This is a genomic window from Piscinibacter defluvii (assembly GCF_004011805.1).
Classification (GTDB): domain Bacteria; phylum Pseudomonadota; class Gammaproteobacteria; order Burkholderiales; family Burkholderiaceae_C; genus Piscinibacter; species Piscinibacter defluvii.
The window spans coordinates 140,730-162,127 of the sequence record NZ_RCHJ01000016.1 but is presented as its reverse complement, the minus strand read 5'-3'; the positions used below and the strand labels follow the sequence as shown (position 1 = coordinate 162,127).

The 21,398-nt window shown below is 70.4% G+C and carries 18 protein-coding genes; 1 reads left to right on the top strand and 17 read right to left on the bottom strand.

Features of this window, described 5'->3' with window-relative positions:
* Positions 1-55 precede the first annotated feature (55 nt).
* From D9C15_RS24270 to D9C15_RS24260, 3 genes are all read right to left on the bottom strand, one after another.
* The gene (locus D9C15_RS24270; protein WP_128001042.1) at positions 56-382 is read right to left on the bottom strand and encodes a hypothetical protein; all 327 of its coding nucleotides are present in this window, start codon (positions 380-382) and stop codon (positions 56-58) included.
* A 97-nt stretch (positions 383-479) separates the two neighbouring features.
* Positions 480-698 (bottom strand): hypothetical protein, encoded by a 219-nt coding sequence (locus D9C15_RS24265; protein WP_128001041.1) that lies wholly within the window; start codon positions 696-698, stop codon positions 480-482.
* Positions 699-725: 27 nt separating this feature from the next.
* On the bottom strand, positions 726-1,931 hold the full coding sequence (locus D9C15_RS24260) for a tyrosine-type recombinase/integrase (protein ID WP_128001040.1): 1,206 nt from the start codon (positions 1,929-1,931) through the stop codon (positions 726-728).
* Between the two features lie 38 nt (positions 1,932-1,969).
* Here D9C15_RS24260 and dusA point away from each other — a divergent pair, with 38 nt between their 5' ends.
* Positions 1,970-2,995 carry a tRNA dihydrouridine(20/20a) synthase DusA gene (gene dusA / locus D9C15_RS24255; protein WP_259372613.1) on the top strand — a complete coding sequence of 342 codons (1,026 nt, stop codon included), beginning with the start codon at positions 1,970-1,972 and terminating at the stop codon, positions 2,993-2,995.
* A gap of 8 nt (positions 2,996-3,003) precedes the next feature.
* On the opposite strand, the gene D9C15_RS24250 is transcribed toward dusA, so the two are convergent.
* From D9C15_RS24250 to D9C15_RS24185, 14 genes are all read right to left on the bottom strand, one after another.
* Complete coding sequence (locus D9C15_RS24250; RefSeq protein WP_128001039.1) at positions 3,004-5,799, bottom strand: serine/threonine-protein kinase; 2,796 nt, start codon at positions 5,797-5,799, stop codon at positions 3,004-3,006.
* Positions 5,800-5,808: 9 nt separating this feature from the next.
* A complete protein-coding gene (locus D9C15_RS24245; protein ID WP_240668573.1) occupies positions 5,809-6,732 on the bottom strand; it encodes a DMT family transporter in 924 nt (307 codons plus the stop codon).
* Entirely contained in the window at positions 6,716-8,023 is a 1,308-nt protein-coding gene (glnT, locus tag D9C15_RS24240) for a type III glutamate--ammonia ligase (RefSeq protein WP_128001038.1), read from the bottom strand. Before glnT ends, D9C15_RS24245 begins: the two co-directional genes overlap by 17 nt.
* Positions 8,020-9,294, bottom strand: a complete 1,275-nt coding sequence (gene gabT / locus D9C15_RS24235; RefSeq protein WP_128001037.1) for a 4-aminobutyrate--2-oxoglutarate transaminase — start codon at positions 9,292-9,294, stop codon at positions 8,020-8,022. Before gabT ends, glnT begins: the two co-directional genes overlap by 4 nt.
* A 1-nt stretch (position 9,295) precedes the next feature.
* Positions 9,296-10,804, bottom strand: coding sequence for an aldehyde dehydrogenase (locus D9C15_RS24230; RefSeq protein ID WP_128001036.1), 1,509 nt, complete (start codon positions 10,802-10,804; stop codon positions 9,296-9,298).
* Positions 10,805-10,857: 53 nt separating this feature from the next.
* The gene (locus D9C15_RS24225) at positions 10,858-12,240 is read right to left on the bottom strand and encodes a DUF3138 family protein (RefSeq protein WP_128001035.1); all 1,383 of its coding nucleotides are present in this window, start codon (positions 12,238-12,240) and stop codon (positions 10,858-10,860) included.
* Positions 12,241-12,275: 35 nt separating this feature from the next.
* Positions 12,276-13,133 carry an ABC transporter permease gene (locus tag D9C15_RS24220; protein WP_128001034.1) on the bottom strand — a complete coding sequence of 286 codons (858 nt, stop codon included), beginning with the start codon at positions 13,131-13,133 and terminating at the stop codon, positions 12,276-12,278.
* Complete coding sequence (locus D9C15_RS24215) at positions 13,130-14,062, bottom strand: ABC transporter permease (protein ID WP_128001033.1); 933 nt, start codon at positions 14,060-14,062, stop codon at positions 13,130-13,132. Before D9C15_RS24215 ends, D9C15_RS24220 begins: the two co-directional genes overlap by 4 nt.
* Entirely contained in the window at positions 14,059-15,171 is a 1,113-nt protein-coding gene (locus D9C15_RS24210) for an ABC transporter ATP-binding protein (protein ID WP_128001032.1), read from the bottom strand. The genes D9C15_RS24215 and D9C15_RS24210 overlap by 4 nt, the downstream gene beginning before the upstream one ends.
* Before the next feature lies 1 nt (position 15,172).
* Positions 15,173-16,297, bottom strand: coding sequence for a polyamine ABC transporter substrate-binding protein (locus D9C15_RS24205; protein WP_128001031.1), 1,125 nt, complete (start codon positions 16,295-16,297; stop codon positions 15,173-15,175).
* 139 nt (positions 16,298-16,436) lie between these two features.
* The gene (locus D9C15_RS24200) at positions 16,437-17,834 is read right to left on the bottom strand and encodes an aspartate aminotransferase family protein (protein ID WP_128001030.1); all 1,398 of its coding nucleotides are present in this window, start codon (positions 17,832-17,834) and stop codon (positions 16,437-16,439) included.
* 16 nt (positions 17,835-17,850) lie between these two features.
* A complete protein-coding gene (locus D9C15_RS24195; RefSeq protein ID WP_128001029.1) occupies positions 17,851-19,218 on the bottom strand; it encodes a glutamine synthetase family protein in 1,368 nt (455 codons plus the stop codon).
* 80 nt (positions 19,219-19,298) lie between these two features.
* Positions 19,299-20,024: a gamma-glutamyl-gamma-aminobutyrate hydrolase family protein gene (locus D9C15_RS24190; protein ID WP_240668580.1), complete on the bottom strand. Its 726-nt coding sequence runs from the start codon at positions 20,022-20,024 to the stop codon at positions 19,299-19,301.
* Between the two features lie 44 nt (positions 20,025-20,068).
* Entirely contained in the window at positions 20,069-21,391 is a 1,323-nt protein-coding gene (locus tag D9C15_RS24185; protein WP_128001028.1) for an NAD(P)/FAD-dependent oxidoreductase, read from the bottom strand.
* Positions 21,392-21,398 lie beyond the last annotated feature (7 nt).

The following is a 21,398-nucleotide window of genomic DNA, read 5'->3' as shown; positions in this document are numbered from 1 at the left end:
GGTCAGACGCTGGCGCGGAGCGGCACGGCTCGCAGCGAAACGAAAGCTTGCCGGCTTACTTTCGCTTTTCGATCTGTCCCAACTCTTCGAGTCGTTTCAGGTGCGTGCGGACCTGCGCCGACGTCCTATCGATGCGGCGGGCGATGATGCTCGCGGCGTCTCGGCCGCGCTTCGAGTCCGGCAGGGCGAGGTACTCTGCCAAGACTTCAGCGCGCGTCCTGTCGCCCGCTTCGCTCTTGAGTCTGCCGCGGGCTGCTTGGGCCTCCGCTTGAGCCTTCAGCACGGCCACCTGCCGCACCTGCGCGAGCAGCTGCCGCTCGACTTCGGCCAGTGGCACGCGCTCGAAACGCTCTGCGCCAGGTTCGCCGAAGGTGTACTGCACGTACGGGACAGGAGGCCTCGGCTTCAAGATGGCCAAGACCTCGGCCGCCAGGTCTCCCGACCTTGCGTCGCGCCGAGGCTTGGTTGTCGACATGCGCTCAGACGAGCGGCTGCAGCTCTTGGATCACCTCGTTCACGCGATCCTCGGCGAGCCCGACCAGTCGGCGCACGCGGCCGGCCTGTTCGTCGGTGACGGGCTCACCGGGTGCGCTGACGCTGCGAGCCGCCTGCAGCGCCGCAAGGGCGTCGAAGAGACGGTCGACGCCATAGTGGGCAGCATCCTTCAGTTCGGGCGCTGCTACGATCGTTTCAGCCATGGTGGCTCCTTTGGGGGGCGGTTGTGGTCAGAGGCCCGCCGGCGCGCTACCGCCGCGCGGGCCTCGTCTTGCTGCCTTCCGGGCAGCCGCGGGCATCGGCACGACCGTGCCGGTGTTCTTGGCGACGGCCGCGTGAACGTCGGCCGGCTTGATGTTCGTGTACCTGCGCAGCTGGGCCCAGGTCCGGTGCCCGGTCAGCAGCGCCACGCGCGGGATGTCGAGCCCCATGCGGAACAGGTCCGCAGTCGCGCGGTGCCGCAGGTCGTGGAAGTGCAGGTCCTTGATGCCGAGCGCCTGGCAGGCGCGCGTGAAGGCGGTAGAGACTGAGGCCGCGCGGTACGGGAACACTGAGCCGGTCGAGCGCTCCTTGAGGATCGGCGCGACGATGGCCCACGCATCGGGCAGCAGCGGCACCTCTTGATCGTTGCCGAGCTTCTCGCGAGGGTCCTTGCGGTCACGGATCACCACCGTGCGCGCGATGACGTTGATGTCCTCGAGCTGGATCCGGGTGATCTCTTCCTGCCGCATGGCCGTGGCGAGCGCGAAGCGGCACAGCGTCGCCATCGGAATGCGCTGGCGGTCGTTCTCTTCCCAGTGCGCGTACAGGCGGGCCAGCTCGACGTCGGTCGGCTCCCGATCGCGCTCGACGCTGCGTGTGCGTAGTCCGCGGTAGGGAAGGTCTCGGCGAGCGTCGAGCGCGAGCTCGACAGGCAGGTCGAGACGGCGCGCGTGCCGACCCCACTTGAGCACCGCCGAGACCGTCGATAGGTCCGCGGCGATCGTGACCCCGCCGGCGCCGGCTTTCACGCGGCGGTCGACGAAGTCGCGGAAGGTGAGGGCGGACAGCGCGGCGAGCTTCGTCTTGCCGAGCTGGTCGGCCTTGAGCATGTCGAGCGTGGCGGCCTTCGTCTTGCCCGGCTCGCGAGGATGCAGCTCGAGGTAGCGGTCGATCAGGTCGGCCAGCGTCGCCGCGCCAGGTGGTGGCGCGTAGCCCTTGACCTTCACGAGCTGTGCCTGCGTCTCCATGGTCCGCGCCCAGTCCTCCGCGTCTCGCTTGCGATCGAAGGTCGCGGCCTTGTAGGTGCCGCCGCGCCGAACCTGCACGCGCCAGCGGCCGCTGGGTAGCTGTGAGAATGTGGGCATGGTGTGCGTCTCGTGTGCGGCGGTTTGTGTCTGTCCCGTCGCCCATTTAACCACCGCATGTGCACCTCGTGTGCACCGTTTCGTGCACACGGGCCATTTCTGTTACGACTTCAAGAGAGAAAACGCTTGTGAATCAATCACATAGCGCATGGCGCCTGAGCGTGGCGCCGATGATGGACTGGACCGACCGCCACTGCCGCTACTTCCACCGCCTCATCACGCGGGGCACGCGGCTCTACACCGAGATGGTGACCACCGGCGCGCTGCTGCATGGCGACGTGCCGAGGCATCTCGACCACGACGAGGCCGAGCACCCGCTCGCGCTGCAGCTCGGCGGCAGCGAACCGGCCGACCTGGCGCAGGCGGCGCGGCTCGGCGAGCGCTGGGGCTACGACGAGATCAACCTGAACTGCGGCTGCCCGAGCGAGCGTGTGCAGCGTGGTGCCTTCGGCGCCTGCCTTATGGCCGAGCCGGCGCTGGTGGCCGATGGCGTGAAGGCGATGCGCGATGTGGTGACTGTTCCCGTGACGGTGAAGCACCGCATCGGCATCGACCGCGGCGAGGACTACGGTTTCGTGCGCGATTTCGTCGGCACGGTGGCCGCGGCCGGCTGCGCCGTGTTCATCGTGCATGCCCGCAATGCCTGGCTGCAGGGGCTGAGCCCGAAGCAGAACCGCGAGATCCCGCCGCTGCGCTACGAGGTGGTGCGGCGGCTCAAGCAGGACTTCCCGGCGCTGACCGTGGTGCTCAACGGCGGCATCACCAGCGACGCGCAGATCGCCGAGCAGCTGCAGTCGCTCGACGGCGTGATGGTCGGCCGCGAGGCCTACCACCACCCCTGGCTGATGGCCGACTGGGACGCGCGCTTCCTCGCTGCCGAACCCGAGCCGCGTTCGCGCGAGTCGGTCGAGGCGGCGATGGTCGAGTACATGGAGCGCATGCAGCGCGAGGGCGAGCCCTGGCCGCGCGCGGCGCGCCACATGCTGGGCCTGTGGAACGGGCAGCCGGGCGCGCGGCGCTGGCGCCAGGTGTGGTCGGACCACCGCCTGAAGGAGCAGCCGCCCGCGGTGGTGGCCGGCCTCGCGGCGCAGGCGCGGCGCCATCCGGCGCCGGACTCCGCGCCCGAGGCGCTCGGCGCGTCCACGCCGGGTTGAGGACGGCGTCAGCGTACCGGCGCGGGCGGCGCGGCGGCGGTCATCGCCTGCCGGGCCCGCGCGATGTCGGCGGCGATGTCCGCCAGGTCGGGTGATCCGTCGGGCTGCTCGGGCTCGAGCCGGGCGCGGGCGATGTTCAGTGCCTCGTGGGCGTCGTGCGCCCGGCCGGCGGCCAGCAGCGCGCGGCCGAGGCTGTGCCGGCTTGCCGATGCATGGCGGGGCGAGCCGCCGTCGAAGTGCGCCGCCGTGGCGCTCAGCAGCTCCAGCGCCTGCGCATGCCGGCCCTGCGCGCTGCGCAGCTGGCCCAGGCGCCAGCGGTAGACGGCCCGCACATGGGCATCGTCGCCGAGCTGCGGGGCGAGCGCGTCGAGCACCGCCTCGGCCGCGTCGACGCGCCCCAGCGCGAGCAGCATGTCGGCCTCGCCGCAGCGCGCGAGCAGCGCGACCGGGTGCTGCGGGCTGGCGAGTTCCCGGTGCATCGCGGCGGCGGCGCGGAACTGGACCAGCGCGTCCGCCGGTCGGCGCGCGGCCGCCAGCACGACCCCCAGGTTGTAGGCGGTGTTCGCGATCTCCGGGTTGGGTCGGCCGTCGCTCTGCGCGCGCGTCAGGCGCAGCGCTTCCTGCCATTCGGCCGCCGCGCCGGACGGGTCGCCGGCCAGCAGCAGCGCCGTGCCGATCTCGCGCAGCGCCACGGCGACGGCGTGGTGCCCCTCGCCGGAGAGCCGGGTGCGCTCGCGCACGATGGCCCGCATCTCGGCCACGCCGGCGGCACGGTCACCTTCGGCGATCTGTGCGCTGGCGTGCACGCGTCGGGCGTCCAGTGCCTGGTCGGTGGGCCGGTCGCCGAAGGCCGCCAGCGCCAGCGCACGGGCGCGCTGTGCCGGCGCGAGCATGCCCGGCCGGCCGAGCCCCCGCAGTCGGTTGCACAGGGCCACCAGCGCATCGATCACCGGCAGCGTGTCTCCGGTGCGCGCCGCATGGGCCTCGGCCTCCTGCAGCGCCTGCTCGGCCAGCGCCAGTGCCCGCGTGGTGTCGCCCCGGTCCTTGACGAGTTCGGACTGCGCGATCAGCACCTTGCTCAGCGCGGCCGACTCGCCGCGCGCCCGCCGACCGCGTTCCGCGTCGTCGAGCGCGGCCTGCGCGGCGGCCAGTTCACCGAGCAGGACGGCGCTCCAGCCGAGGGCGAGCTGGGCGTCGAGCCGCGCCGGCTCGAGCGGACCCAGCTGCCGGGTGGCGAGCGCGGCGGCCTCGCGCAGCACTTCGAACGAGCTCGGGTAGTCGCCCACCGCCCGCAGGCTGTTGCCGATCGTGGTGCGCAGCTCGACCTGCGTGGCGGCATCGCGGACCGGCGTGGCCTCGAGCCGCGCGCGCGCCTGGCGCAGCAGTTCGACGGCCGTGACCGCGCGCCCCGCGCCGCCGTAGGGGCTGGCATCCTCGAAGATCGACACCACGAAGCGCTTCACCTCTTCGGCCCGCGCGCCCTGGGCCCTTGCGCTGCGCGCCTCCTCGGCGGCGATGCGGGCCTGCCACAGCGCGGCCGCGCTGCCCGCCAGCAGGGCGGCCGCGACGGCGCCGGCCGCCCCCACCGCGAGGCGGTTGCGCCGCACGGCCTTGCGCAGCCGGTAGGTCCAGGCGGCCGGGCGGGCCTGCACCGGCCGGCCGTCCAGGTGGCGGCGCAGGTCGTCGGCGAAGGCGTCGGCGGTCGGGTAGCGCTCGGCGGGCGCCTTGGCGAGCGCCTTCAGCACGATGGTGTCGAGGTCGCCGGCGAGCGCGCGGGCGAGCGCCTTGCGCGTGCCGCCGCGCTGCGCGGCCGCGCGCTCGTCGATCGCCTCGCTCGGGCGCACCGGTTCGGCGCCGAGCACGGCCTGCTCCCACTGCGCCGCCGAGCGCAGGTCGACGCGGTACGGCGCCGCGCCCGCCAGCAGGCGGTGCAGGACCACACCGAGCGAGTAGAGATCGCTGGCCGTGCCGAGCGGCTCGCCGCGGACCTGCTCGGGGCTGGCGTACTCCGGCGTCAAGGGGCGGCCGCTCACGCGGGTCAGCTCGGTCTCGGGCGCGTCCGGGCCGGCCAGCAGCTTGGCGATGCCGAAGTCGAGCAGCCGCACCTGACCCGCGGCGTCGACCAGGATGTTGGACGGCTTGAGATCGCGGTGGATCACCAGGTTCGCGTGCGCGTACTGGAGCGCCTCCAGCACCTGGACGAACAGCGCCAGGCGCGCGCGCAGGCCGAGCCGGCGTGCGTCGGCGTGGGCGTCGATCGGGTCGCCCTCGACCAGCTCGAGCGCGAGGTAGGGCAGTCCGTCCGCGTCCAGCCCGGCGTCGTAGAGCCGGGCGATGTGCGGATGCTCCAGGCGCGCGAGGATGTCGCGTTCGCGCAGGAAGCGCGCCGCCAGTTCCGGGCGCAGGCGGTGCACCAGCGGCAGCTTGAGCGCCACCCTGCGCTCGAAGGCGCCGTCGGCCCGCTCGGCCAGCCAGACGGTGCCCATGCCGCCGCGCCCGAGCTCCGCGATCAGGCGGTAGGGGCCGATGCGCGCGCCCGGCGCGGGACCGGCGCCCGCGCCGGGCGCGGCGTCCAGGCGCGGCAGCGTGGCGAGGAACGGGCCGTGCTCGACCTCGGCATAGTTCGCGAGCAAGGTGCGCAGCGTGTCGCGCAGCGCCGCATCGACCTTGAGCGCCTCGAGCCAGCGTGGCCGTTCGCCGGGCGGCAGCGCGAGCGCCTCGTCGAGCAGCGCGCTCAGCGCGGGCCAGCGGTGCGTCAGGGCGTGCAGCGCGACCATGGGTTCCCCGCAACGGGTGCGGGGCATGGTAGCGCGTCAGCCGTCGCGCCGTGTCCCCGGCCAGGTGGCCAGCACCACGCCGGCCAGCGCGAGCGCGAACGCTGCCGCCTGCGCGGTGCTGAAGCGCTCGCCGAGGAACAGCACGCCCACCGCCGCGGCGCTGACCGGCAGCATCACCGTGAACACGCCGGCCGAGGCCGCCGGCACATGCTTCAACCCAGTCATCCACAGCCAGACCGTCACCATGCTGGCGGCGAGCGAGTAGAACAGCAGCAGCCACCAGTGCGACAGGGCGACCGCACCGAAGTCGAACGACAGCGCCTGCCACAGCCCGAAGGGCGTGACGAGCGCCAGGCCCCACAGGTTGATCAGCGCGCTGATGCGCTTGGGCGACACCTGCCCGGTGAGCTTCTTGCCGATCACCACGTAGCTCGCCTCGCAGGTGACGGCGCCCAGCAGCAGCAGGTTGCCCCACAGCGAGCCGGGTGCATCGCCGGCCGCCTTGCTGGCCGACACCAGCGCGATGCCGCCCACCGCGCAGGCGATGCCGGCCAGCACGCGCGGCGCGATGCGCTCGCGCAGGAACAGCCACGACAGCAGCGCCACCACGCCCGGCAGCGCCGCCATGATGACGCCGGCCGCCAGCGCCGAGGTCAGCGCGACGCCGAACAGCATGCACACCGAGAACAGGAAGTTGCCGAAGAAGGATTCGAGAAAGAGCAGGCCGCGGTCGTGGCGCGACAGCGGTGCCTCGCCCGGCGCACGTCTCACCCAGCCCGCCATGGCCACGGCCGCGATGCCGAAGCGCAGCCAGGCGAGCAGGAACACCGGGAAGATCAGCACCAGCCACTTCGACAGGCCGACGTAGCTGCCCACCAGCGCCATGCTGGCAGCCAGGCAGCCGTACGAGACCCAGGGCAGGTGAGCGTGGGCCGGCGGCGCCTCAGAAGCGCTCGCCATAGCGGCGCAGCTCCCAGTCGCTCACGTGGCGGGCGTACTCGTCCCATTCGGCGCGGCGCGCGGCGAGGAACTCGCGCGTCAGCAGCGGCCCGAGGGCTGCCGTGAGCACCGCATCGTTCTCCAGCGCCGTGGCGGCCTCGGCCAGGTTCTGCGGCAGCGGCACGATGCCGCGTTCGCGCAGCCGCGCGGGCGGGGCCTCGAACAGGTCGTCCTCGGCGGCGGGGCCGGGGTCGAGCTGGCGCTCCAGGCCGTCCAGCCCGGCGGCGATCAGGCCGGCGGTGGCGAGATACGGATTGGCCGCGGCATCCGGCAGGCGCCACTCGAAACGGCCGGGCAGGGTGCGGACCAGCGCGGTGCGGTTGTTCGGCCCGTGCGAGACCGAGGCCGGCGCCCAGCTCGTGCCGCTGAGCGATTCACCGACCACCAGGCGCTTGTACGAATTGACCGTGGGCGCGGCGAGCGCAGCCAGCCCGGCCGAATGCAACAGCACGCCGGCGACGAAGTGGCGCAGCGTGGCCGCATCGTCGAACAGGCAGCGTGTGCCCTGCCACAGCGACACGTGGAAATGCATGCCGCTGCCCGGCTGGTTGGCGAAGGGCTTGGGCATCATCGAGAACACGAGGCCGTGTCGTTCGGCGATGGCCTGCGCGCCGAGCTTGAACAGCATCAGCGCGTCGGCGCTGGCCAGCGCGTCGGCATGGCGGAAGTTCAGCTCGTACTGGCCGTGGGCATCCTCGTGGTCGACCTGGAACACGTCGAGGCCGCAGGCCTGCAGCCCGCTGGCCAGCTCGTGCAGCAGGGTGGCGCGGCGCGGCAGGCTCTTCAGGTCGTAGGAGGGCTTGTCGAGGCGATCGTGTTCGTCGGCGGGCACGAGCCGGCCCTCGGGCGTGCGTCGCAGCAGGAAGAACTCGGGTTCGATGCCGGTCTGCAGGCTCCAGCCGCGCTCGGCCAGGCGCGCGAGCTGGCGCCGCAGCACCTGGCGCGGGCAGGCCTCGAAGGGCGCTGCGTCGACGAAGCCGTCGCACACCACGCGTGCGTACCCCGGCATCCACGGCAGCGCCACCGCGGTGGCAGCATCGCCGCGGCCGTAGTACTCCGAGCGCGGGCCCATGCGCGGCAGCCCGGTGCCGGCGATCGAGGGGCCCGAGAAGCCGGCGCCGGTGGCCAGCAGGGTCGGCCATTCCGCCAGCGGCACGAACTTGCCCTTGGCGACGCCGTTCAGGTCGGTGAACTGCGCGATCAGCGTGTGCACGCCCTGCGCGGCGAGGCGCTGCCGGATCTCCTCGCTCACGAACGCGCCGCCCGCAGCGCCGCGCGCAGGATCTGCATCGCCTCGTCGAACACCGTGTCCTCGATGGTGAGCGGGAACAGGAAACGCAGCACGTTCGCATCCACGCCGCAGGTCAGCAGGATCAGGCCCTGCTGCAGGGCATGCGCCTGCACGCGCTTGGTGAAGTCGGCGTCGGGCGAGCCGTCGGCGCGGCGGAACTCGCAGGCCACCATCGCACCCAGGCCGCGCACGTCGGCGATGGCCGGCACCTCGGCGCGCATCGCCTCGAGCACGACCTTGAGCCGGTCGCCCAGGCGCTGGCCGCGCGCGGGCAGCTGCTCCTCGTGCATCACGTCGATCACCGCATGCGCCGCGGCGACGGCCAGCGGGTTGCCGGCGTAGGTGCCGCCGAGGCCGCCGGGTGCCGGCGCGTCCATGATCTCCGCCTTGCCGGTGACGGCCGACAGCGGCACGCCGCCGGCCAGGCTCTTGGCGATGGTCATCAGGTCGGGGATCACGCCGAACTGCTCCATCGCGAACATCGTGCCGGTGCGGCCGAAGCCGGTCTGGATCTCGTCGGCGATCATCACGATGCCGTGTTCGTCGCAGAGCTCGCGGATCCAGCGCACCGCCTCGGGCTGGATGACGTTGAAGCCGCCTTCGCCCTGCACCGGCTCGAACACGATCGCGGCCACGCGCGCGGGCTCGATGTCGGCCTTGAAGAGGTGATGAACCGCCTTCTTCACTTCCGCGAGGCTGGCGCAGTGGCAGGGGAAGGGCGCGTGGTAGACCTCGGCCGGGAAGGGCCCGAAGCCGGCCTTGTAGGGCGCCACCTTGCCGGTCAGCGACACCGCGAACAGGCTGCGGCCGTGGAACGCGCCGGAGAAGGCGATCACGCCCGAGCGCCGGGTGGCGTAGCGGGCGATCTTGATCGCGTTCTCGATGGCTTCGGCGCCGGTCGAGAAGAACGCGGTCTTCTTGGCATGCGTGCCGGGCGTCAGCGCATTGAGCTTCTCGGCCAGCGCGACGTAGCCCTCGTAGGGCACCACCTGCCAGCAGGTGTGGGTGAAGCGCTTGAGCTGCTCCTCGATCGCGGCGATCACCTTCGGGTGGCCGTGGCCGGTGTTCATCACCGCGATGCCGCCGGCGAAGTCGATGTAGCGCCGGCCTTCGACGTCCCACAGCTCGGCGTTCTTCGCCCGGTCGGCGAAGAACGTGCCCATCACGCCCACGCCGCGTGCGGTGGCGGCGGCCTTGCGGGCCTGCAGTTGCTCGTTCAGCGAATGGTTCATGTCACGCTCCCCGGGCCGCGTCGATGCGGATCCACGTGGTCTTCAGCTCGGTGTACTTGTCGAAGGCGTGCAGGCTCTTGTCGCGCCCGTTGCCGCTCTGCTTGTAGCCGCCGAAGGGCACGGTGATGTCGTCCTCGTCGTACTGGTTCACGTGCACGGTGCCGGCGCGGAGCTGACGCGCGACGCGGTGCGCGCGGTTGATGTTGTCGCTCCAGACGCTCGCCTGCAGGCCGTAGCTGGAGTCGTTGGCGAGGTGGACCGCCTCGGCCTCGCTGTCGAAGCGGATCACGCTCATCACCGGGCCGAAGATCTCCTCGCGGGCGATCTTCATGTCGTTGCGCACGCCGGCGAACACGGTCGGCTCGACGTAGTAGCCGCCGGTCTCGGTGCGCGCCGCGGCGCCGCCGGCGACCACGGCCGCACCCTCGCTGCGCCCGGCCTCGATGTAGCCGAGCACGGTGCGCAGCTGGCCCTCGTCGACCAGCGCACCCATCTCGGCATGGCCCGACAGCGGGTCGCCCGGCGCGTACTTCGGCGCCTCGGCGGCGACGATCTCGAGGAAGCGCTCGGCCACCCGGGCATGCACCAGCACGCGCGAGGGCGCGTTGCAGCTCTCGCCCTGGTTGAAGAACATGCTGCCGGCGACCGTCTTCGCGGCGCGTTCGATGTCGGCGAAGTCGTCGAACACCACGAAGGCCGACTTGCCGCCCAGTTCGTTGTAGACGCGCTTGAGGTTGCTGCGCCCGGCGTACTCGAGCATCTTGCGGCCCACGCGCGTGCTGCCGGTGAAGCCGATCGCGTCCACGTCCATGTGCAGCGCGAGCGCCTCGCCGGCCTCGTGGCCGTAACCCGGCACCACGTTGAACACGCCGGCGGGCAGTCCGGCCTCGAGCGCCAGCTCGGCCAGGCGCAGCGCGGTCAGCGGGCTCTTCTCGCTCGGCTTGAGCACCACGCTGTTGCCGGCGGCCAGGGCGGGGCCGAGCTTCCAGGCCGCCATGATCATGGGGTAGTTCCAGGGCACGACGGCGCCGATCACGCCCATCGGCTCGCGCGTGATCAGCGCAAGCGCCGAGGCGGGGGTCGGCGCGATCTCGTCGTAGACCTTGTCGACGGCCTCGGCGTACCAGGCGATGGTGCGCGCGGCTGCCGCCACGTCGACGGCCAGGCTGTACTGGACCGGTTTGCCCATGTCGAGCGTCTCGAGCACGGCCAGCTCGTCCTTGGCCGAGAGGATCTTCTCGGCGAAGCGCTGGAGCGTCTTCTTGCGCGCGGCCGGGGCCTTGCCGGCCCAGCGGCCGTCGGCGAAGGCGGCGCGCGAGGCGGCGACGGCGGCATCGATGTCGGCCGCGCCGCCGCGGGCGATCTCGCCGAGCACGCGGCCGTCGATCGGCGAGGTCTTGACGAAGGCGGCGCCGTTCGCGGCGGCGACACGCTGGCCGCCGATGACGGCGCGGCCGTCGATCTTCACGGCACGCGCGGCGGCGTGCCAGTCGGGGGTGGGGTGGTTCATCGTGGGATCCTTGGCCGGCGGCGGAGCCGCTGGCGGCCCACCCCCGGGGTTGGTCAGAAGCTCAGCACGACCGAGGTGCCGAACATCTGGTTGTTCTTTCGGTAGCTGTTGTCCTTGACGTCGAGGAACACCGGCTGGGTGGCGCGGTCCAGACGGTACTCGACCTTGAAGACGGTGTTCAGGTTGTACAGGTACGACATGCCCAGCGACAGGGCCATGCGGTTGGCGCCGGTGTCCGGGTCGCCGCTCGGGTCGGGGCCGATGCCGTTGCGGTCGTCGGCCGAGGTGTAGCCGAGCAGGCCGCCGCCGTTCTTCTTGTTGTTGAGGTAGTCGAAGCGCGCGATCGCCTCGTAGCGCGGGATGAACTTGTAGGCCACCAGCGTGGTCAGCCCGTACCACTTGGCGGTGCGCAGCGAGCCGTCGGCCGCCGGCGTGATGGAGGCCTTCTTCTGCTGGCCGTAGCTCAGCTGGCCCTGCCAGGTGAAGTCGCCGCGGATGAAGTAGGCGTCGAACTCGAACAGGTCCACGCGCGAGTTGCGCTGCGCGATCGGGTCGCCGTTTTCGTCGAGCACGTTCTCGCTGAAGTTGGCCGCCTTGCCGTGCACGCCGGCGAAGCCGAAGCCCTGGAACTCGCCGCGCGAGTAGTCGACGCGGTAGGCGAACACCGGCGCCTTCTCGCCCTGGCCGTTGCGGCTCGCGTTCAAGTTCGCGAGCACGCCCTTGACGATCCACTTGCCGCTGGTGATCTCCAGGCCGGCCCCGGTGTAGGCGGTAGGCAGCGTGAAGTCGAACAGCAGGTTGTGCGTGATCAGCTTGTTCAGCGTGGGCTGCAGGTACTCGTAGCCCGACCAGTCCGGGATCTGGCCGGCGATGAAGCGGGTCTGCAGGTCGGTCAGCGGCACCGAGACGCTCGCCTCGTGCACCACGGAATCCGGGTCGAACGCCGAGCCGACGCCACGGTTGGGCGCCAGCGTCAGGCGCCAGCGCGTGCCTTCCTGCGTCTCCTTCAGGAAGTCGATCATCGCCATGCCGAAGTACGAGTTGTCGTAGTTGTAGCCGTCGTCGCTGACCTTGTTGAGGACCTGGAAGCCGGAGCGGTTCTGGTTGCGGTTGTAGATGTAGGTCGGGTCCATCTGGCCGGTGATCTTCAGGCCCTTGAAACCCTGCGCCTCCATTGCGTCCTCGAGCGCCTCGGTCTTGACCGCGATGCGGTTGAACTCCTGCGCCTGCTCCGGCGTCATGCCCCACTGGCCGGCGGCCGGCTTGGCCTCGGCCGCGCTCTTCTGCTTGGCCTCCAGCTCGGCCACGCGCGCCTTCAGCGCCTGGATCTCCTTGAGCAGGTCGGCTGCCGACTGCGCGGCGGCGCCGCCGCTGAACGCGGCACCCAGCGCGAGCGCGGCGGCCTGGGCGAGCGCGGAGGGTCGGCATGTTCTCATCGGGGTTCTCCTCGGGTGGGTGTCATGGTTCCGGTTCAGTTGCCGCGCGCGGCGGCGGCGATGTCCTGGGCTCGGCGGCGCTCGGCCCGCGCGATGGCGAGGCTGGCGAGCACCACGCCGATGGTGACGACGAGCACGATCAGCGTGGCCACCGCGTTCACGCTCGGGCTCAGGCCGAGGCGCGCGCGCGAGAAGATCACGAGAGGCATGGTGGTCGAGCCCGGCCCGGACAGGAAGGCCGAGAGCACCACGTCGTCCAGCGAGAGCGTGAAGGTCAGCAGCCAGGCCGACATCAGCGACTGCGTGATCATCGGCAGCGTGACGAGGTAGAACACCTGGTGCGGCCGCGCGCCCAGGTCCATCGCCGCCTCCTCGAGCTGCGGGTTCAGGTCCTGCAGGCGGGCCTGCACCACGACCGTCGCGTAGGCCATGCCCAGCAGCAGGTGGCCGAGCCAGATGGTCATCATGCCGCGCTCGGGGAAGCCGATGGCGCGCTGCACCTGCACCAGCATCAGCAGCAGCGACAGCCCGATGATCACCTCCGGCATCACCAGCGGCGCGTTGACCATGCCGGAGAACAGCGTGCGGCCGGTGAAGCGCCGGTACTTGACCAGCGCGAACGCGGCCAGCGTGCCCAGCACCACCGAGGCGCAGGCGGTGAAGAAGGCGATGCGCAGGCTCAGCCACAGGCCGGCGATGATCTCGCGGTCGCCCGGCAGCGCGGCATACCACTTGAGCGTGAAGCCGGCCCAGACGTTGGCGATCGGCGAGTCGTTGAACGAGTAGATGACCAGCGCGAGGATCGGCAGGTACAGGAAGGCGTAGCCCCCCGCCAGCCAGGCCTTGCCGAAGCCGCGCGCGAAGCCCGCGCCGAACCATGCGCGCCGGCTCATTTGCGCGCCTCCTGCACCTGGGCCTGGTAGCGGTTGAAAATCGCCAGCGGCACGAGGATCAGCAGGATCATCACGATGGCCACGGTCGAGGCCATCGGCCAGTCGTTGTTGCTGAAGAACTCGTCCCACAGCACGCGGCCGATCATCAGCGTCTGCGGGCCGCCGAGCAGTTCAGGGATCACGAACTCGCCGATGCAGGGAATGAACACCAGCATCGAGCCGGCGATGATGCCGGCCTTCGAGAGCGGCACCGTGACCTTCCAGAACGCCACCCAGGGCGTGGCGCCGAGGTCGGAGGCCGCCTCGAGCAGCCGCAGGTCGAGCTTGGCCAGGTTGCCGTACAGCGGCAGGATCATGAACGGCAGGTAGGTGTAGACCATGCCGATGACCAGCGAGAAGGGCGAGTTCATGAACTTGCCCAGCGCCGGGATCACGCCCATGGCCAGCAGCAGGTGGTCGAGCTTCAGGAAGATCAGCAGCTCGGCCACCCATCCGTGTTCGCTGAGCAGGCCCTTCCAGGCGTAGACGCGCAGCAGGAAGGAGGTCCAGAACGGCAGCATCACGAGCATCAGCAGCGCCGGCTGGATGGCGGCCCGGGCGCGCGCCATGAAGTAGGCGAACGGGTAGCCGATGGCCAGGCAGAGCGCGGTGGTGATGGCCGCGTACTTGATGCTCGACAGGTAGGTCTTGAAGTACAGGTCGTCCTGCGTGATGAACACGTAGTTCGACAGCTTGATGGTCAGCGCGAGCACGCCGTCCTGGAGCGTCAGCACGTCCTTGAAGGAGGTGGCCTCCATCTCCGAGATGCTGATCTTGAAGACGATCAGGAACGGGAACAGGAAGAACACCAGCAGCCACAGGTACGGCATGCCGATCACCGCGGTGCGGCCGCGGCGGAACCAGGCGAGCAGGGCGCGCAGCTTCCTCATTGCGTCAGCACCACTTGCGACTGGCGCGACCAGTGCGCCCAGGCCTCGTCACCCCAGGTCAGCTCGTGCTCTCGGTGGCGCTGCGTGTTGTTCTGGCTGATCTTGAGGATGCGCCCGCTGGGCAGCTCGAGGTGGTAGACCGTGTAGCTGCCGAAGTAGGACAGGTTCTTCACCACGCCCTTGGCCCGGTTGAAGGACCGCGCGGCGTCCTCGTTCGACGGCGCATGGCGCGACAGGTGGATCTTCTCGGGCCGCACCGCCACCGAGACCGGCATGCCCGCGGTGCCGGTGATGCCGTGGCCGACGTAGTGCTTCAGGTCCTGGCAGTCGATCACGCAGTGGTCGGCCTCGTCCTCGGCCAGCGTGCCGTCCATCAGGTTGACGTTGCCGATAAAGTCGGCCACGAAGCGGGTGGCCGGGGTCTCGTAGATGTCGCTCGGCGCGCCGACCTGCAGCACCTTGCCCTCGCTCATGATGGCGATGCGCGAGGCCATGGTCATCGCCTCCTCCTGGTCGTGCGTCACCATCACGCAGGTCACGCCGACCTCCTCGATGATGTTGACCAGCTCGATCTGCGTCTCCTCGCGCAGCTTCTTGTCGAGCGCGCCCAGCGGCTCGTCGAGCAGCAGCAGCTGCGGCCGCTTCGCGAGCGAACGCGCCAGCGCCACGCGCTGCTGCTGGCCGCCCGACAGCTGGTGCGGCTTGCGCTTGGCGAACTTGCCGAGCTGCACCAGCTTGAGCATGGCCTCGACGCGCTGCTCGATCTCCGCGGCCGGCAGGCCGTCGCGCTTCAGGCCGAAGGCGATGTTCTCCCACACCGTCAGGTGCGGGAACAGCGCGTAGCTCTGGAACATCATGTTGATGTGCCGCTCGTACGGCGGGAGGCCGGCCAGGTCCTGCCCGTTGAGCACGATGCGCCCGGAGCTCGGCGTCTCGAAGCCGGCCAGCATGCGCAGCAGCGTCGTCTTGCCGCAGCCCGAGGAACCGAGCAGCGCGAAGATCTCGCCCTTGGCGATGTCGATCGAGACGTGGTTGACCGCGACGGCGCCGCCGCCGAAGTCCTTCACGACGTCGATGATCTGGAGGAACGCGGGCGCGGTCGGGCTCACGTCACAGGCCCGTCTTGAAGCTGGTGAACAGGCGGGTCATCGTGCGGCGGATGTCGTTGGACAGCGCGTCGGGTGCCTGCATCTTCTTCATGTCGTCGTCGGGGATGAAGACGGTCGGGTTGCTGGCGACCTCCGGCTTGACGAACTTCTTCGATTCCTTGTTCGGGTTGGCGTAGAAGACCTTGTTGGTCAGGCTCGCGTGCACCTCCGGGCGCAGGATGTAGTCGATCCACTTGTGCGCGTTGCCCGGGTGCGGCGCGTCGACCGGGATCACCATCACGTCGAAGAACAGGATGCCGCCGGTCTTCGGGATCAGCGCCTGGATGTTCTGCCCGGTCTTGCCGTCGATGGCGCGCTGGCGCGCGATGTTGATGTCGCCGGACCAGCCCAGCGCCAGGCAGATCGAGCCGTTGGCCATGTCGTTGATGTAGCCCGACGAGCTGAACAGCGTGACGTACGGGCGCACCGACTTCAGCAGCGGCGCGACGGCCGCGTAGTCGGCCTGGTTCTTCGAGTAGGCCGGCTTGCCGAGGTAGTGCAGCGCGGCGGGAATGACCTCGGTGGCGGAGTCAAGGAAGCTGACGCCGCAGCCCTTCATCTTGGAGATGTACTCGGGCTTGAACACCAGGTCCCACACGTTGTCGGGCATCGGCGTGCTGCCCAGCGCGGCCTTGACCTTGTCGACGTTGATGCCCACCGTCGTGAAGCCCCACAGCCAGTTGACCTGGTACTGGTTGCCCGGGTCGAGCTTGGCGAGCTGCTCCTGCAGCGCCGGGTCGAGGTTCTTGTAGTTCGGGATCTTGCTCTTGTCGATCTTCTGCAGCAGCCCGCCGTCGGCCTGAATCTTGGCCCAGTACGACGAGGGCACGACGACGTCGTAGCCGGTCTTGCCCGCCACCAGCTTGGCGTGGACGATCTCGTTGTTGTCGAAGTTGTCGTAGCGGACCTTGATGCCGGTCTCCTTCTCGAAGTTCCGGATCGTGTCCTCGGCGATGTAGTCGGACCAGTTGTAGATGTTCAGCACCTTCTCCTCTTCCTGCGCGGCGGCCGGCGGCCCGGCCCACAGTGCGGCGACGGCCAGCAGGGCCGCGGGAAGGGTGGTGGAGCGACTGAACATCCGTGTCATGGTCGGGGTCCTTCGGTGGATGGGGGCGTTGCTTGTTTCTCTCGCGCAGTGCGAAGCCTGCGCAGTCTAGCCAGGGGCATTCCTGGGGCGGCTACAGGCAAACCCCGTGCCACTCGCGCGGGCACGGGGCGGTGGTGGTTCAGACCCAGCCGCGCTCCTTCAGGTCGGCCAGCGTCAGGTCCAGGCAGCGGCGGATGAGGGTCACCATCTCGTCGATCTGCGCGCGCGTGATGACCAGCGGCGGGGCGATGATCATGCGGTCGCCGACCGCGCGCATGATCAGGCCGTTGCCGAAGCAGTGGCCGCGGCAGACCATGCCGACCTCCTGCCAGTCGGGGAAGCCGGCCCCGTCGGCCTTGCTGCGCACCAGCTGCAGCGCTGCCATCAGGCCGCAGGTCTGTGCCTCGCCCACCAGCGGGTGCTCGGCGAGTTCCGCGTAACGCTGGGCCAGGTAGGGGCCGACATCCTCGCGCACGCGCTCGACCAGGCCCTCGCGCCGGATCAGCCGGATGTTGGCCAGCGCCACGGCGCAGGCCACCGGGTGCCCGGAGTAGGTGTAGCCGTGGTTGAACTCGCCGCCCTTCTCGATCAGAACCTTGGCGACCCGGTCGCCGACCATCACGCCGCCCAGCGGGATGTAGCCGGAGGTCACGCCCTTGGCGAAGGTCATCAGGTCGGGGCGGGTGCCGAAGCGCTCGCAGCCGAACCACTGCCCGGTGCGGCCGAACCCGGTGATCACCTCGTCGGAGACCAGCAGCACGCCGTACTTGTCGCAGATGCGCTGGATCTCGGGCCAGTAGGTCTCGGGCGGCACGATCACGCCGCCGGCGCCCTGCACAGGCTCGCCGATGAAGGCGGCCACCCGGTCGGCGCCGAGTTCCAGGATCTTGGCCTCCAGCCAGCCGGCGGCCTTCAGGCCGAACTGCTCACGCGACGTGTCGCGCCCCAGTTCGAACCAGAACGGCTGCTCGATGTGCACGATGTCGGGGATCGGCAGCCCCCCTTGTTCGTGCATGCCGCTCATGCCGCCCAGCGAGGCGCCGGCCATGGTCGAGCCGTGGTACGCGTTCTTGCGGCTGATGATCACCTTGCGCTGCGGCTGCCCGAGCAGGTCCCAGTAGCGCCGCACCATGCGCACGATGGTGTCGTTGCCCTCCGAGCCGGAGCCGGAGAAGAACACGTGCTGGAACTGCGGCGGCGTCACCTCGGCCAGCAGCTCGGCCAGCTCGATGGCCGGCGGCGTCGCGGTCTGGAAGAAGCTGTTGTAGAAGGGCAGCGTCTCGAGCTGGCGCGTCGCCGCGTCGATCAGCTCGCGGGCGCCGTAGCCGACGTTGACGCACCACAGGCCCGACATCGCATCGAGGATCTTGTGGCCCTCGCTGTCCCACAGGTAGATGTTGTCGGCGCGCGTGATCACCCGCGAGCCCTTCAGCCCGAGCGTCTTGAAGTCGGTGAAGGGGTGCAGGTAGTGCGCCGCGTCGGCGGCCTGCCACTCCTTGGTGCTGCGCTCGGCGGGGGTGTTCAGAACGGCGTTCATCGCAGGGTCTCCAATCTCAAACATGAAGCAGCAGGTGCTCGCGCTCCCAGGGGGAGATCACCTTCATGAATTCCTCGTACTCGATCTCCTTGACCTCCGAGTACACGGTGATGAACTCCTTGCCCAGCACCTCGTGCAGGTCCTTCTCCTCGGCCAGCCAGTTCAGCGCCTCGTTCAGCGAGCGCGGCAGCTGGTACTCCGACAGGTAGGCGTCGCCCTTGCACTCGGGGCTCGGCTCGATCTTGTTCTTCATGCCCAGCCAGCCGCAGGCCAGCGTGGCCGCCAGCGCGACGTAGGGATTGGCGTCGGCACCGATCACGCGGTTCTCGATGCGGCGCGCCGCCGGGCCGGCCACCGGCGAGCGGATGCCCACGGTGCGGTTGTCGGTGCCCCACTGGATGTTGATCGGCGCGGCGGTCGAGCGCGCCAGCCGGCGGTAGGAGTTGACGTAGGGCGCGAACAGCGCCATCGCCGCGGGCGTGTACTTCTGCAGCCCGCCGATGTACCAGTAGAAGTACTTCGAGGGCGTCCCGTCCGGGTTGCTGAAGATGTTGCGGCCGCTGGCCTTGTCCACGATGCTCTGGTGCACGTGCATCGCGCTGCCGGGCTCGTTGGCCATCGGCTTGGCCATGAAGGTGGCGTACATCTCGTGGCGCAGCGCGGTCTCGCGGATGGTGCGCTTGAAGAAGAACACCTCGTCCGCGAGGCCCAGCGGATGGGCATGGAAGAAGTTGATCTCCATCTGCCCGGCGCCGACCTCGTGGATCAGCGTGTCCACGTTCAGCTCCATCTTCTCGCAGTACTCGTAGATGTCCTCGAACAGCGGGTCGAACTCGTTGACCGCGTCGATCGAGTAGGCCTGGCGCGAGGTCTCGCTGCGGCCGCTGCGGCCGCGCGGCGGGCGCAGCGGGGTGTTCGGGTCGGAGTTGCGCTCGATCAGGTAGAACTCGAGCTCGGGCGCGACCACCGGGCTCCAGCCCTCGGCGTCGTACAGGTCGCAGATGCGGCGCAGCACCGAGCGCGGCGCGAAGGGCACCAGCGTGCCGTCGCGGTCGAAGCAGTCGTGGATCACCTGCGCGGTCGGGTCGGCCGCCCAGGGCACGATGCGCACCGTGCTCGGGTCGGGGCGCAGGTGCATGTCGCGGTCGGTCGGCGTGATGACGTCGTAGTACGGGCCTTCCTCGGGGAACTCGCCCGTCACGCCCATCGCCACCACCGCCTCCGGGAGCCGCATGCCGCGGTCCTCGGTGAATTTCTCGCGCGGCAGGATCTTGCCGCGGGCCACGCCGGTGAGGTCGGGCACGAGGCATTCGATTTCGGTCACACGGCGTTCGTTCAACCACTGTTCGAGGTCGGCGAAGCCGAAGTTCTGTTTGTCTACCATGGGGTCACCTGGGGTTGTAGGCAGGCCGGTCGTGCCGGCCTGCGGATTCTGGTCCCGCCGGTGGGCGGGGCGCGGCACGCTCAGCGCGATGGCTGGGGCGCGCGCGGGCGGTCGCGGTAGGCCGCGCAGGCGACGCCGAAGGCGCGCAGCAGGCGCATCGAGAACGGGTTCTGGGCCGCCTGCCACTCCGGATGCCATTGCACGCACAGGGCGAAGGCCGGTGCCTCGGGCACCGAGAAGGCCTCGACCAGGCCGTCCGGCGCACGCGCCTCGACGCGCAGGCCCGGCGCCAGGCGCTTGATGCCCTGGCCGTGCACCGAGTTCACCTGGATGCGTGGCGCGTCGAGGATGCCGGCCAGCAGCCCGCCGGGCTGCACGTCCACCGGGTGCGCCGGGCCGTAGGCGACCTCGGCGTCGGCGCCCTCGGGCGCGCGGTGGTCGTGCTGCCCTTCGACCTCGTGCACCGCCTGGTGCAGCGAGCCGCCCAGCGCCACGTTGGTCTCCTGGAAGCCGCGGCAGATGCCGAACAGCGGGATGCCGCGTGCCAGCGCGGCGCGGATCAGCGGCAGGGTCCAGTCGTCGCGCGCCGGGTCCAGCGGCAGCGCGGGGTCGTGCACCGCCTCGCCGAAGTGGCTCGGGTGCACGTTCGACGGCGAGCCGGTCAGGAACACGCCGTCGGCCATCGCCAGCAGCACCTCGAGCTCCTGCGCATCGGCACCCGGCACGACCAGTGGCTGGCAGCCGGCCAGGCGCACCGCGTCGACGTACTTGTGCCCGGCGATGTGATACGGGTGCTGGCCGATCATGCGGTTGCACGAAGGCACCAGCACCAGGGGCTTGGCGGTCGCGGTCACAGCATGTCCCTCAGTCGGTAATAGGCCATGCCGGCCACCAGCGCCGGCATGCGCAGCAGCCGGCCGCCGGGGAACGGGTGGTGGCGGATGCGTGCGAAGGTGTCGAAGCGTTCGGCGTCGCCGGCGATCGCCTCGGCCACCAGTTTGCCGGCCAGGCCGGTGAGCGCCAGGCCATGGCCCGAGAAGCCCTGCAGGTAGTAGACGTTGCGCCAGCCCGGCGCCTTGTCGGCGAGGCGATCGGACAGGCGGCCGAAATCCGGCGCGCGGTTCATCGAGATGTCGACGAAGCCGCCCCAGCTGTACTCGACCGGAGTGTCCTTCAGCTGCGGGAAGGTGCGCGCCATGCGGCGCTGCATGCTCGAGGCGAGGTTGATCGGCGTCGCCGTGCTGTAGCTGACACGCCCGCCGTAGAGCAGGCGCTGGTCGACCGTCGGGCGGAAGTAGTCGAGCACGAAGTTGGTGTCGCACACCGCCGCGCCGGACGGGATCAGCGCGGCCGCGAGCGCCGGGTCGAGCGGCGCCGAGGCGACGATGTAGGTGCCGACCGGCATCACCCGGCTCTCCAGCGCGGGCGCCAGGCCCTGCAGGTAGACGTTGCCGGCCAGCAGCACGTGCGAGGCGCTCACCGAGCCCTGCGCCGTGCGCAGCTTCGGCGGCGGGCCGGGTTCGATGCCGATGACCGGCGAGTCCTCGAACAGGCGCACGCCCAGGCCGGCGGCGGCGCGGGCCAGCCCGAGGCTGTACTTGAGCGGGTGCAGGTGGCCGCTGAAGCGGTCGTGCAGGCCGCTGTGGAAGCGCGGGCTGGCGATCCAGCGCGGCATCTCGGCCGGTTCGATCCAGGTGGTCTCGAAGCCGTAGTCGCGCTGCATCTGCACCTGCCAGTTGCGCAGCTCGCGCGCCTTGCGCTCGTTGACGGCCAGGCTGAGGTAGCCGTCGCGCCAGTCGCAGTCGATCGCGAAGCGCTCGCAGCGCTGGCGGATCAGGCGGATTGCCTCCAGCGTCATGTCCCACACGCGGCGGGCCGCCTCGCGGCCGAGCTGCGACTCGATCACCGACTGGTCGCAGGCCAGGCCCACCAGCGCCTGCCCGCCGTTGCGGCCCGAGGCACCCCAGCCGACCTGGCGCGCCTCCAGCAGCACGACGCTGTAGCCGCGGTCGGCCAGCTCGAGTGCGGCCGACAGCCCGGCCAGGCCACCGCCGACGACCGCCACGTCGCAGTCGAGCGAGGCCTGCAGCGCGGGATGGCGCTGCTCGCGCGGCGCCGTGGCCGCGTAGTACGAGTGCTTCGTCAGGTTCTGATCGATGCGCAGCAGCGACATAAGGACC

Excerpts from the sequence above, each read along its gene's own strand:
- D9C15_RS24250 (WP_128001039.1), bottom strand. The coding sequence starts at position 5,799 with ATGCCCCGCACCCGTTGCGGGGAACCCATGGTCGCGCTGCACGCCCTG.
- D9C15_RS24190 (WP_240668580.1), bottom strand. The coding sequence starts at position 20,024 with ATGATCGGCCAGCACCCGTATCACATCGCCGGGCACAAGTACGTCGAC.
- D9C15_RS24230 (WP_128001036.1), bottom strand. The coding sequence starts at position 10,804 with ATGAACCACCCCACCCCCGACTGGCACGCCGCCGCGCGTGCCGTGAAG.
- D9C15_RS24225 (WP_128001035.1), bottom strand. The coding sequence starts at position 12,240 with ATGAGAACATGCCGACCCTCCGCGCTCGCCCAGGCCGCCGCGCTCGCG.
- D9C15_RS24200 (WP_128001030.1), bottom strand. The coding sequence starts at position 17,834 with ATGAACGCCGTTCTGAACACCCCCGCCGAGCGCAGCACCAAGGAGTGG.
- D9C15_RS24265 (WP_128001041.1), bottom strand. The coding sequence starts at position 698 with ATGGCTGAAACGATCGTAGCAGCGCCCGAACTGAAGGATGCTGCCCAC.
- D9C15_RS24245 (WP_240668573.1), bottom strand. The coding sequence starts at position 6,732 with ATGGCGAGCGCTTCTGAGGCGCCGCCGGCCCACGCTCACCTGCCCTGG.
- D9C15_RS24220 (WP_128001034.1), bottom strand. The coding sequence starts at position 13,133 with ATGAGCCGGCGCGCATGGTTCGGCGCGGGCTTCGCGCGCGGCTTCGGC.
- D9C15_RS24205 (WP_128001031.1), bottom strand. The coding sequence starts at position 16,297 with ATGACACGGATGTTCAGTCGCTCCACCACCCTTCCCGCGGCCCTGCTG.
- D9C15_RS24195 (WP_128001029.1), bottom strand. The coding sequence starts at position 19,218 with ATGGTAGACAAACAGAACTTCGGCTTCGCCGACCTCGAACAGTGGTTG.
- gabT (WP_128001037.1), bottom strand. The coding sequence starts at position 9,294 with ATGAACCATTCGCTGAACGAGCAACTGCAGGCCCGCAAGGCCGCCGCC.
- D9C15_RS24185 (WP_128001028.1), bottom strand. The coding sequence starts at position 21,391 with ATGTCGCTGCTGCGCATCGATCAGAACCTGACGAAGCACTCGTACTAC.
- D9C15_RS24215 (WP_128001033.1), bottom strand. The coding sequence starts at position 14,062 with ATGAGGAAGCTGCGCGCCCTGCTCGCCTGGTTCCGCCGCGGCCGCACC.